Annotated in this window: 9 protein-coding genes; 4 read left to right on the forward strand and 5 right to left on the reverse strand. The window is 76.5% G+C overall.

What is annotated here, in order from left to right:
• Positions 1–230: 230 nt before the first annotated feature.
• The 3 genes from E5225_RS02780 to E5225_RS02790 all read right to left on the reverse strand — a co-directional run bounded on the left by E5225_RS02780 (position 231) and on the right by E5225_RS02790 (position 4,017).
• Positions 231–1,148 carry a MaoC/PaaZ C-terminal domain-containing protein gene (locus E5225_RS02780; protein ID WP_135972966.1) on the reverse strand — a complete coding sequence of 306 codons (918 nt, stop codon included), beginning with the start codon at positions 1,146–1,148 and terminating at the stop codon, positions 231–233.
• Positions 1,145–2,542, reverse strand: coding sequence for a 3-oxoacyl-ACP reductase (locus E5225_RS02785; RefSeq protein ID WP_135972967.1), 1,398 nt, complete (start codon positions 2,540–2,542; stop codon positions 1,145–1,147). The genes E5225_RS02780 and E5225_RS02785 overlap by 4 nt, the downstream gene beginning before the upstream one ends.
• Before the next feature lie 107 nt (positions 2,543–2,649).
• The gene (locus E5225_RS02790; RefSeq protein WP_135972968.1) at positions 2,650–4,017 is read right to left on the reverse strand and encodes an acetyl-CoA C-acetyltransferase; all 1,368 of its coding nucleotides are present in this window, start codon (positions 4,015–4,017) and stop codon (positions 2,650–2,652) included.
• Between the two features lie 159 nt (positions 4,018–4,176).
• On the opposite strand from E5225_RS02790, the gene E5225_RS02795 reads away from it, so the two are divergent.
• Together E5225_RS02795 and E5225_RS02800 are read left to right on the forward strand one after the other, a co-directional pair.
• Entirely contained in the window at positions 4,177–5,196 is a 1,020-nt protein-coding gene (locus tag E5225_RS02795) for a TetR/AcrR family transcriptional regulator (protein WP_243738164.1), read from the forward strand.
• Entirely contained in the window at positions 5,193–7,283 is a 2,091-nt protein-coding gene (locus E5225_RS02800; protein ID WP_135972969.1) for an acyl-CoA dehydrogenase family protein, read from the forward strand. The genes E5225_RS02795 and E5225_RS02800 overlap by 4 nt, the downstream gene beginning before the upstream one ends.
• A gap of 15 nt (positions 7,284–7,298) precedes the next feature.
• On the opposite strand, the gene E5225_RS02805 is transcribed toward E5225_RS02800, so the two are convergent.
• On the reverse strand, positions 7,299–7,745 hold the full coding sequence (locus E5225_RS02805; RefSeq protein WP_135972970.1) for a pyrimidine dimer DNA glycosylase/endonuclease V: 447 nt from the start codon (positions 7,743–7,745) through the stop codon (positions 7,299–7,301).
• A 10-nt stretch (positions 7,746–7,755) separates the two neighbouring features.
• Positions 7,756–8,589 carry an alpha/beta fold hydrolase gene (locus tag E5225_RS02810; RefSeq protein ID WP_135972971.1) on the reverse strand — a complete coding sequence of 278 codons (834 nt, stop codon included), beginning with the start codon at positions 8,587–8,589 and terminating at the stop codon, positions 7,756–7,758.
• A gap of 647 nt (positions 8,590–9,236) precedes the next feature.
• On the opposite strand from E5225_RS02810, the gene E5225_RS17695 reads away from it, so the two are divergent.
• Together E5225_RS17695 and E5225_RS02820 are read left to right on the forward strand one after the other, a co-directional pair.
• On the forward strand, positions 9,237–10,394 hold the full coding sequence (locus tag E5225_RS17695; protein ID WP_135972972.1) for a DUF2599 domain-containing protein: 1,158 nt from the start codon (positions 9,237–9,239) through the stop codon (positions 10,392–10,394).
• Between the two features lie 167 nt (positions 10,395–10,561).
• Positions 10,562–11,758 (forward strand): winged helix DNA-binding domain-containing protein, encoded by a 1,197-nt coding sequence (locus E5225_RS02820; protein ID WP_208012500.1) that lies wholly within the window; start codon positions 10,562–10,564, stop codon positions 11,756–11,758.
• The last annotated feature ends 132 nt before the right edge of the window (positions 11,759–11,890 follow it).

Here is an 11,890-nt window from a genome sequence, read left to right on the forward strand (position 1 = left end):
ACGGCCCGATTCGTCGGCGGCACCCCCGGGCGCCCCGCACGCGACCGCTCACACCGTCACGTCACCCCGGTCGCGCCGCCGAAACCGGAGTTCCTGACCACGTCGGGGCCGAGGATCTCCGGTTTCGTGACCTCACCCCCGGTCGCGTCGGCGAACCCGGAGTTGCTGATCACGGCGGGGCCGAGGTGGTCAGGAACTCCGGGTTCGAGCGGGGGATGGGGGAGGGAGGGTCAGGGGAGGGGGTGGATCGAGCCGAGGACGTGGGGCTTGCCCGTGCGGGCGTGCCATGCGGCGAGGTCGTAGCCGCCGCCGTCGGCGGGGCGCGTGCTGACCGCCACGGTTCCGGGCAGCAGGACCGGCTTCACGAACTCGACCGACCACACGAACGCGTCGCCGCGTGCCGCTCCCACGTCCGCGAGCAGCCGCGACGCCGTGTACATGCCGTGCGCGATCGCCCGCGGGAACCCGAACGGCCGGGCGGTGAGCGCGGACAGGTGGATCGGGTTGCGGTCGCCCGACACCGCGCCGTACCGGCGGCCCGTGTCCCCGTCGAGCCGCCACGTGCCCGTGGGGGCCGGCGGCGCGAACGCCGTCCGCTCGGCGGCGGGCTCGTCGACGGCGTCCGCGAGACGCAGCCCGGGTGCGAGGTACGTCGAGACGCCACGCCACGCGACGCCGTCCGCACGATCCGACGCCGCATCCGTCGCGACCTCCACGACGAGGTCCACCTGCGTCCCGCGCGGGTGCGGTCGCATCGCCTCGGCGTGGGCCCGGACGCGCAGCACGTCCCCGAGCACCAGCGGCCGCCGCTGCTCGACCCGGTTGGCCAGGTGCACCATCCCGAGCAGCGGGAGCGGGAAGTCGTCGCGGACCATGAGCGCCGTCGCGACCGGGAAGGCCAGCACGTGCACGTACCCGGCGGGCAGCGCGTCCGTGCCGGGCTCGCCGAGCAGCCGCTGGTAGGCCGTCAGGTGCGCCGCGTCGACGCGCACGCCGTCGACGGCGTCGACGACGTCCGGCAGGGGCCGCTGCACCCGCCGCGAGCCACCACCGCGCAGCGCCAGCCGTGCCGCCCCGGCCGCCCCGCGGCCGTACAGCCCGCCGAGCCCGGGGACGGCGGGCAGCACGACCTCGCGCGCGTCGCTCACCGGCCGACCATGTTCTGCCCGCACACGCGCAGCGTGCGGCCGACGATCCCGCCGGCGGCGGGCGACGCGAGGAACGCGATGGCCTCCGCGACGTCGACGGGCAGCCCGCCCTGCTGCAGCGAGTTGAGGCGGCGCGCGACCTGGCGCGTGACCGCCGGGATGCGCGCGGTCATCTCGGTCTCGATGAACCCGGGCGCCACCGCGTTGGCCGTGCCGCCGAACGCCGCCAGCAGGGGCGCGGTCGCGCGGACCATGCCGATGACGCCGCCCTTGCTCGCCGCGTAGTTCGTCTGCCCGCGGTTGCCCGCGATGCCCGACGTGGACGCGAGCGCGACGATCCGCGGCGCGTCCACGAAGTCGCCGGACGTCAGCAGCGCCTCGTTGATGCGCAGCTGCGCGGCGATGTTCACGGCCAGCACCGACGACCACTTGTCGTCGGACATGTTGGCCAGCAGCTTGTCGCGCGTGATGCCGGCGTTGTGCACGACGACGTCCAGCCGGCCGTGCCGGGCACGCGCGTGCTCGAGGATCCGCTCGCCGGCGTCGGCCGCGGTGACGTCGAGCTGCAGCGCGGTGCCCCGGACCCGGTTCGCCACCTGCGCGAGCTGCTCGCCGGCCGCGGGCACGTCGACCGCGACGACGGTGGCACCGTCCCGGGCCAGCACGTCGGCGATCGCCGCGCCGATGCCGCGTGCCGCGCCCGTGACGACCGCGACCTTGCCCGCCAGCGGCTGCTCCCAGTCGGCGGGCAGCTCGCCCGCGTCGGAGTCCACCTCGAGCAGCTGCCCGTCCACGAAGGCCGACCGGGCGGACAGGAAGAACCGCAGCCCCGCCACGACGCTCGCCGCCGTGACCGGTACGTCGGCCGCGACGACCAGCCCGTTGCCGGTCCCGCCCGCGCGCAGCTCCTTGGCGAGCGAGCGGAGGAACCCGTCGACGCCCTGCCGCGCGGCGGCGACCGCCGGCGCGTCCGTGTCGAGCGCGGGACGCGAGATCGTCACGACGCGTGCCCCGGGACGCAGGGTCTTGAGCGTCGACGCGGCGGCGAGGACCGGTGCCGTGAGGTCGTCGGGGTGCGCGACGTCGGTGAGCACGAGCACCACGGCGGCGTACCGCACGTCGGGCGTCGCGTGGCGGTGCACCTCGAGGTCCCAGCCGTCGAGCACGGAGGGCGTGTCGGCAGCGAGGGGCGCGGTGGGTCCGCCGGCCGGCGAGGAGAGGAGGGTCGCCACCGCGTCGGCGTCCGGGCCGGTGCCCAGCACGAGCACCGGTCCGTCCAGCAGCGGCTGCCCCGGCCGGTGCCGGCGCAGGCGTGCCGGGCGCGGCAGGCCGAGCTGCTGCGCGAGCTTCTTGGTGAGGCCGCTGTTGACGAGCTCGAGGTACGTGTCGGTCATCGCTGCTCCTGCGTGGGTCCGGCCGGGCGGACGAGCGCCACGGGCGTCGGGAGAAAGGGTGCCGGGCCGCACGCCCCGCGGGGGGGTGGGGGCGTACGACCCGGCGGTCAGGGGGCCTCGAGGATCGCGGTGAGGCCGAGCCCGCCCGCGGCGCACACGGACACGAGGGCGCGCACGGGGGAGTCGTCCCCGGCGGCGACCTGCGCGGCGCGCCGGCGGTGCAGCTCCTTGGCGATGGTGGCGACGATGCGTCCGCCCGTGGCGGCGAACGGGTGGCCCGCGGCGAGCGACGAGCCGTGCACGTTGAGCCGGTCGGTCTTCACCGTGCCGAACGCGCCGTCGAGCCCGAGGCGCTCGCGGCCGAACTCGTCGGACTCCCACGCGGCGAGGGTCGTGAGCACGGTCGACGCGAACGCCTCGTGGATCTCGACGTACTGGAAGTCGTCGAGCGTGAGCCCGTGCCGGGCGAGCAGGCGCGGCACGGCGAACACCGGCGCCATGAGCAGTCCGTCGACGCCGTGCACGAAGTCGACGGCGCCGGCCTCGGCGTCGACGACCGCGGCGAGCGGGGTGAGGTCGTGCTCGGCCGCCCACTGCGCGGAGCCGAGCAGCACCGTGGACGCGCCGTCGGTGAGCGGCGTGGAGTTGCCGGCCGTCATCGTCGCGGGCGTGTCGAGCCCGAGCCCGAACGTCGGTCGGAGCTTGGCGAGCTTCTCCATGGAGGTGTCCGCGCGCAGGTTGCCGTCGCGCGCGAGGCCGCGGTACGGCGTCACGAGGTCGTCGAAGAACCCGGCGTCCCACGCGGCGGCGAGGCGCTGGTGGCTGCGCAGCGCGACCTCGTCCTGCGCCTCGCGGGTGATGCCCCACTGCGCCGTCGTGAGGGCCTGGTGCTCGCCCATGGACAGGTGCGTGCGGGGCTCGGACGTCCGCGGCGTCGCGGGCGCGAGGTCCTTGGGGCGCAGGCGGGCGATGGCCGTCAGGCGCTGCTGCGGGGTCTTGGCGTGCGAGAGGTCGAGCAGGACGCGGCGCAGCCGGTCGCTCACGGCGATGGGCGCGTCGGACGTCGTGTCGACGCCCCCGGCGATCCCGGACTCGAGCTGGCCGAGGCGGATCTTGTTCGACAGGGAGACGACGGTCTCGAGGCCGGTGGCGCACGCCTGCTGCACGTCGTAGGCCGGCGTCGTCGGCGACAGCGCCGAGCCGAGCACGGCCTCGCGCGTGAGGTTGAAGTCGCGGCTGTGCTTGAGCACGGCGCCGGCGGCGACCTCGCCGATCCGCTCCCCCTGCAGGCCGTAGCGGGCGACGAGCCCGTCGAGGGCCACGGTGAGCATGTCCTGGTTCGACGCCTGTGCGTACGCGCCGCCGGCACGGGCGAACGGGATCCGGTTGCCGCCGAGGACGTACGCGGCGCGGGGGCCGGTCGTCGCGGTGGCGGCGGTGTCGGTGGTGCTCGGGTCGGGGGTGGAGGCTGCCATGTCGGGCGTTCCCTCTCGCATCGGCACTGATGACGAACTCGAGCCGGTGGTGCGACCGTCGCAGGCCCCGTGGGCGCCCTACCGCGTGCGGTGTGGCGCGTCGAGGGACGTCGGTCCCGGTGATGTCCGAAACCCACAGTACCTGATACCTTCGGTTGCGTGAGGTCCGTCACGCCCGGACCGTCGAGGACGACGGCCCCGCCCCCCGCTCGCGACGACGCGGCCCCCCGCCGCGCCCTGGCCGTGGCGCCCGTCCCGGCCACGGACGCCGGGGACGGCACCTCGGGTGGGCCCGCGGACGACGACCTCGACGGCGCACCCGCCGACGGGCGGTCCACGCGCTGGGCCGACCACCGCGAGGCCCGCCGCGCCGAGCTCCTCCGGGTCGCGCGCCGCACGGTGCACCACCGGGGCCCCGACGTGTCGATGGAGGAGATCGCGGCCGCCGCCGGCACGTCGAAGTCGATCGTGTACCGCTACTTCACCGACAAGACCGGCCTGCAGATCGCGGTCGCCGAGGCGGTCGTGCTGCAGATCCAGGGGGCGCTCGAGGGCGTCCTGCGGGTCGCGCCGACGCCGCGGGACGGCCTGCGGGCGATGGTGGCGGTCTACCTCGAGATGATCGAGTCGTCGCCGCACGTGTACGCCTTCGTGACGCGGGACGGCTCGGTCGAGTCCGGCGGGCCGCTCGGGCACTTCCTCGACTCGGTGACGGCGCTGGTCGCCGCACCCTTCGCCCGCGGGCTCACCGAGGACCGGGACGGGCGCCAGGTCGCCCGCCGCCCGGGCGACGCCGCGCCGGCCGCGGGGCCGGACGCCGCCACCCGCGCGCTGGCCGAGTCGTGGGCCGCCGGCGCCGTCGGCTTCGTGCGCGGCGCCGGGGAGTGGTGGCTCGCCCACCGCGACGACCCCGGCACCCCCGACCGCGAGGTGCTGACCGCCCAGGTCGCCGCGTGGCTGTGGGCCGGCCCGGTCGGCCTGCTCGCGCGCGACCGGCCGCCGCGCGACCGATCCACCCCCGATGCACCCGCACCCGACGCACCCGCACCCGACGCACCCGCACCCGACGCACCCGCACCCGACGCACCGACCGACGACGTACCGGCACCCGCCCACCAGGCACCGACCCGCCCGACCGGCAGCGACCACGCGGCCGGCACCCCGAGGGAGCAGCGATGACCACCACGACCGCCCGCCCCGCGGCCCGTCCCGCACCGTCCGGCGCCGCGAAGGACCAGCCCACCGACCGTGTGGACGTCGCCGCGCTCGAGAACCTGCTGCTCGGCCAGTACGCGCAGCTGCGCCGCGAGGCGCGCGCCGTCACCGCCGACCCCGACTTCCAGAAGATCGAGGGCATGCCGGCGGCGGAGCACCGCGAGCGCGTGCTGCACCAGCTGCGCCGCCTCGAGGCCGAGCACGACGTGCTGCGCTCGTTCCCTGCGCGGCACGGCGGTGCGGACGACCACGGCGGTTCGCTCGCACGGTTCGAGGAGCTCGTCGCCGGCGACCCGTCGCTGCAGATCAAGGCGGGCGTGCAGTGGGGGCTGTTCGCGTCCGCGATCCTGCACCTCGGCACCGAGTACCACCACGAGACGTTCCTGCCGGGCGCGATGCACCTGCAGGTGCCCGGCGCGTTCGCCATGACGGAGACGGGCCACGGCTCGGACGTCGCGTCGATCGGCACGACCGCCGAGTACGACGCCGAGGCGCAGGAGTTCGTGATCCACACGCCGTTCCGCGGGGCGTGGAAGGACTACCTCGGCAACGCGGCGCAGCACGGCACGGCCGCCGTGGTGTTCGCGCAGCTCGTCACCGCCGCACCGGGCGGACCGAAGGTCAACCACGGCGTGCACGCCTTCTACACGCCGATCCGCGACCCGCAGACGCACGAGTTCCTGCCCGGGATCGCCGGGGAGGACGACGGCGTCAAGGGCGGCCTGAACGGCATCGACAACGGGCGGCTGCACTTCGACCGCGTCCGCGTGCCGCGCACGAACCTGCTCAACCGGTACGGCGACGTCGCGCCCGACGGCACGTACTCGTCGCCGATCGCGAGCCCCGGTCGCCGGTTCTTCACGATGCTCGGCACGCTCGTGCAGGGCCGCGTCTCGCTCGACGGCGCGGCGGTCAACGCGAGCAAGATCGCGCTCGCCATCGCCGTGACGTACGGGAACCAGCGCCGGCAGTTCGCCGGCGGCGGGTCGGACGAGGTCACGCTCCTCGACTACGGGCAGCACCGCCGCCGCCTCCTGCCGCTCGTCGCGGAGGCGTACGCGGCGACGTTCGCGCACGAGGAGCTGCTCGCCGCGTTCGACGACGTCTTCTCGGGACGCGGGGACACGCCCGAGGCCCGCGAGGACCTCGAGACGCTCGCCGCGGCGCTCAAGCCGACGTCCACGTGGGGCGCGCTGCGCACGATCCAGACGGCGCGCGAGGCGTGCGGCGGGCAGGGGTTCCTGGCCGAGAACCGGCTCACCGGCCTGCGCGCCGACCTCGACGTGTACGTGACCTTCGAGGGCGACAACACGGTGCTCTACCAGCTCGTCGCGAAGCGCCTGCTCGGGGACTACGCCAAGTCGCTGACGGCGCTGCAGAGCGACCGCGGCGACATGGCGCGGTTCGTCGCGGAGCGCGTCGCCGACGCCGCGCTGCACCGCACGCCGCTCGTGCGTGCCGTGCAGGCGCTGGGGGACCTCGGGGACGCACGCCGGTCCGTCGGCCGGCTGCGCGACGAGGAGACGCAGCGCGACCTGCTCACGGACCGCGTGGAGACGATGGTCGCGCAGGTGGCCCAGGCCCTGGCGCCCGCGCGCACGATGAGCCCCGAGAAGGCGGCGGCGCTGTTCGACACGCACCAGCACGACCTGATCGAGGCCGCCGCGGCGCACGCCGAGCGCGTCCAGTGGGAGGCGTTCACGCGCGCGCTCGCGGGCGTCGAGGACCCCGCCACCCGGCAGGTCCTCACGTGGGTGCGCGACCTGTTCGGCCTCTCGCTGGTCGAGCGCAACCTCGCCTGGTACCTCATCAACGGGCGCCTGTCGGCCGGGCGTGCGCGCACCGTGACGTCGTACATCGACCGCCTGCTGGTCCGCCTGCGCCCGCACGCGCAGGACCTGGTCGACGCCTTCGGCTACCGGCAGGAGCACCTGCGTGCGCCCATCTCCTCGGGCGCTGAGCACGAGCGGCAGGAGCAGGCGCGGGCGCACTACCGCGCCCAGCGGGCGTCGGGCGCGGCGCCGATCCCGGAGAAGCACGTCCGGGGCTGACGGCCCGGCGACGGGTCAGGACGCCCGTTCCCACGGTTCGACGTCGCCCGGGACGACGACGAACAGCGGGTGCGGCGACGGCCGTCCGACGGCGGCGACCCAGCGGTGCCGGTCCGGGGAGCGCCCCGCCAGCTTGGTGAGCAGGTGGCGCCACTCGAGCTCGAGCTGCCCGGACGTGACCGGCAGGCGGGCCGTGCCGCGCGTGCGGGCGTCGTCGGGCAGGTGCACGCGCGCGGCGTCGTACCGGTAGCCGCGCCGGGTGGCCTCGTCGCGCAGCCCGTGCAGGTACGCGGCGACGGCGACGGCAGGCTCCGGCTGGGCGCGGAACCGGTCGAGCTGCGGGTGCCTCGTGTACCCCCGCGTGCGGCCCAGCAGCACGGCCTGCGCCAGCAGCGCCTCGCGCCAGCACGCGGTCAGGCCCTGCCGGTCGAGCAGCGCGGGGTGCAGCGACCACAGCCTCATCGGCCCGGCGTCACCGGACGTTGCCGAGCACGGCCGCGGCGACGTCGGCGGGCCGGTGCTCGGGCAGCCAGTGGTCGGCGTCGAGGTCGACCCGCAGGTACGGGCCGTCGACGTGGCGGGCGGTCGCGGCGACGGACGCGGGCGCGAAGAACGGGTCGCGGCGGGCCGCGACGTACGTCGTCGGGACCTCGACGCGGGCCGTGCCGCCACCGCTCGGGACCGGCAGGGCCCGGTACCAGGCGAGCGCGGCGGTGAGCGCGCCGGGCTCGCGCATGCGCGCGACGTAGCGCTCCGCGCGGTCCGGCTCGAGGCCCGCCGTGGTGAGCGACCGGCGCAGGCGCGCGCCGCCGTCGGCGAGCAGCAGCCGCTCGGGCACCCCCGGCAGCTGGAAGAAGCCGACGTAGGACGAGCGCACGGCCTGGCTGCCGCGCAGCAGCCCCGCGCGCATCGCCGCCGGGTGCGGTGTGCCGAGCGCGGTGAGGGACGCGGTCCGGTCGGGCACGCGCGCCGCGACGGCCCACGCGACGGCGCCGCCCCAGTCGTGCCCGACCACGTGCGCCTCGTCGACCCCCGCCGCGTCGAGCAGCGCGACGACGTCGGCGACGAGCTCGGGCACCGCGTACGGCCGGCGGCCGGGCGGCCGGGCACCCGGGGAGTAGCCGCGCTGGTCCGGGACCAGCACGCGCACACCGGCCCGCGTGAGCAGCGGGACCACGGCGTCGTAGGCGGAGGCGTCCTGCGGGAAGCCGTGCAGCAGCACCGCGACGGGCGCGTCGTGGCCCGGGTCGGCCGGCGGGTGGTCGCGCACGTCGAACCGGAGGCCGTCCCGGGTGAAGTGGTCCATCCCGGCAGCACAGCACCGCTCGGGACGGCGTGCCACCGGGTCAGCGGCGGGCGTTCCGGACGCCCCGGTCCGGGTGGGGCGAGGGGGCGCAGCATGAGAGTTCTCTCATCTCCCGCGTCGGGAGTGGCGAGTACGGACGAATCGGGTGAATCGCGACACCAGCGCCGACCTGCGCCGATGCAGCCGCGTCCGTGCGAGCGCCGCCCCGGCGCCGGTCGACGCGTGCGTGGGAGCGATCTCGCGACGCGGGCGACGCCTGCATGGCTCGAGCAGCTGCTGGCGAAAGGCTGGACGAGAGTGCGAGGGAACGCGGAGATTGCGCCGGACGACATCGTGATCTTCACTCGAGGCGCCGCGGAATGAGCGGCACGCATCTCGGCCGTCCCGCCGGGACGATCGTCCCGTCTCGCGTGGCTGTCGTCATGCCGGGGCAGGCCAGATCCTTGTGGTCCCTGTCGACGCACGGGGACAGATCCACGTGGGAACGGTCAACCCGTTGGCCGGTTCGGCGTCGAGAGCCGCGCAGGAGGCGAGACCGTCGCCAACGCTCCGGCACCGGGCGCACCTGACGACTTCTGGCCTGCTCGCGGCTCCGGCTCGCCCGCCGGGCGTTGTCGGAGATCCCGAAGGCGTCCCCCGCGAAGGTGGTGCCGGACACCGCGGCGGTGCAGAAGGCGAACACCGCGGTCTCCCAGGCCAGGAACGCGGCCACCGAGTCACGCCAGGTCGCGGCGCGCACGTCCAAGGAAGTCGACTCGCCCAAGAAGGCCAACCAGCAGGCCCGCAAGCAGGCCGAGAACCAGAAGAAGGAGTGCAACTCCTTCACGCCCGCCACCCGGGTGGTGCTGGCCGACGGGTCGACGAAGGCGATCTCGGACGTCCGGGTCGGCGACACGTCCGGGCCCTGTCTGCCGACGGCACCGCCACCGCCCGGCAGGTCGTGGCGACGATCACCGGCCGCGGCGCCAACGACCTGGTCGACCTCACCCTCGTCGGCTCCGGCGCCCGGCGGCTACCGTCGCGACGTGGTCCGGTGGGGGTGGGGTCGAGGCGTCCTCGTGGCGGGCGTCGCGGTGGGCGTCGCCGCGTGCGGGGTGGCGGCCGACGGCCCGGGCCCGAGCGTCTCGGTGGCGACGTCGCCGGCGGCCGTGCCGACCCCGGAGGTCCCGGCCGCGGGGGAGGTGCGGGACTCCGGCGTGCCGCTCGGGACGGCGGCCGGGGCGCTCCTGCCCGCGGCGGACGCGGTGCAGGTCGACGTGCCTGCGCCGGCGGAGGGGGCGAGCACCGTCACCGTGACGGGGCCGGCGGGCGTGCTCGCGTGGGCCGCGCCCCCGCGGGGAGGGACCGTCGAGTCGCAGGTGGACGGCTCGGTCGTGCTGCGCGACGCGGACGGTGCGGTCCTCGCGGCGCTCGCTGCGCCGACGGCCGCCGGCGCAGGACGCGCCTCCTGGCGCGTCGAGGGTGACGTGGTCGCGCTCGACGCCGGGTCCGGCGCCGCCTCGTTCGTGCTCGGGACCACGGCGCTGGTGTCCGCGACCTGGGGCGAGGCGGAGGGCGGGCGCTCCCTCGCCGTCGTGCCGGCCGGGTGGGTGCGGGGCGGCGCGCTGGCTGCGCAGGAGGCGCTCGCCGCCCAGCTCGCCGCCGCGGAGCCCGAGGCGGCGTCGGCCTCCATGCGGGCGCAGCTGTGGTGCCACGCGCTCGGCGCACCCGAGAAGGACGCGTGGAACCTCGAGCCGTGGCGGCCCGACGTCGACACGGTCACGATGCTCGCGACGCGCTGCAACCCCACGGACGCCGACGCCTGAGCCCCTGCGCGGCGTCGGTCCTCCGCCGTCGTGGGCCGTATCCGAGGAGCAGCCCCGCCCACCACCACGGCAGGGTCCGACGCCGCGGGGCGGGCGATGGGACGGACACGGCGTGGCCCGGGTCATGCGGGCGGGCGGTGTCGGACCGCACTACTAGCGTCCGCGGTGTGACGAGTCCTGGGCCCCGCACCGTGACCGCCGAGGAGCGGCGTGCCCGGCTCGGGCGCCGCCACGCGCTCGCGCCCGGGCACGCCGCCGCCGACCCGGTGGGCGCCGCGCGCGCCGTGGTCGCGCTGCATAGCACCGACCCGGCGTCGACCGTGCTCTCCGCGCTCGCGCGGGCCCCGGGCACCACGGCCGCCGACGTCGAGCGCGCCCTCTACGACGATCGCGACCTCCTCCGCGTGCTCGCGATGCGCCGCACGCTCTTCGCGGTGCCGCACGACCTCGCCGCGACGGCGCTGGCCGCCGCGGGTGACACGGTCGCCGCGCAGCAACGCCGGCTGCTGCACCAGCTGCTCGTCGCGTCGGGCGTCACGGACGCCCCCGAGCCGTGGGTCGCCCGGGCCGAGCGCGCCCTCCTCGACGCGCTCGCGTCCGCCGGCGAGGCCACCGCACCGGAGCTCGCCGCCGCCGACGCGCTGCTCGCGCAACGCGTCACGCTCGAGCGCGGCACGAGGTACGAGACGACCCAGAGCGTCGCCAGCCGGCTGCTCACCGTCCTCTCGGCCGAGGGGCGCGTGCTGCGCGGCCGGCAGGTCGGCGGGTGGGCCACGCCGCAGTTCCGCTGGACCACGCCGCAGCACTGGCGCGACCTCGGGCCCGCTCCCGCGACGGCCGACGCCGCGGCGGTGCTCGCCGAGCGGTGGCTGCGCGCGTACGGCCCGGCCCGTCCGGCGGACCTGCAGTGGTGGGCAGGGTGGACCGTCGCCCGCACGCGCGCCGCGCTGGCCGCGCTCGACACCGTGGACGTCGTGCTCGAGGACGGCGCGCCGGGTCTGCTGCTGGCGGACGACGCGGACGCCGTCGCGCCGCCCGACCCGTGGGTCGCGCTGCTGCCGGCGCTGGACCCGACCGCGATGGGCTGGAAGCACCGGGACCCGTTCCTCGGCGCCCACCGCGAGCAGGTGTACGACCGCAACGGCAACGCCGGTCCGACCGTCTGGGTGGACGGGCGGGTCGTCGGCGGCTGGGTGCAGCGCGCCGACGGCGAGGTGGTCGTCGAGCTGCTCGACGACGTCGGTCGCGAGGCCGCCGAGGCCGTGACGGAGCGGGCGGCGGCGCTCACGGCGTCGCTCGGCGACGTGCGCCTCGCCGCCCGGGCCCGGGGGTGGACGGCCGTCGAGCGTCGGCTGCGCGCCTGACGCCGGGTGCCGGTGTCCCACGGGCTGTCCCGGGCGCCGGCGGGATCACGTCCGGCGGCCACCCGATCGGGGACGAATCGATTCGGTAGGCCCCGGCGTGCCGTGCGCCCTGGCAACGCGCGCCCACGCGGC

Origin of the sequence: Cellulomonas shaoxiangyii (assembly GCF_004798685.1) — a bacterium.
In the GTDB taxonomy this organism is placed as follows: domain Bacteria; phylum Actinomycetota; class Actinomycetes; order Actinomycetales; family Cellulomonadaceae; genus Cellulomonas; species Cellulomonas shaoxiangyii.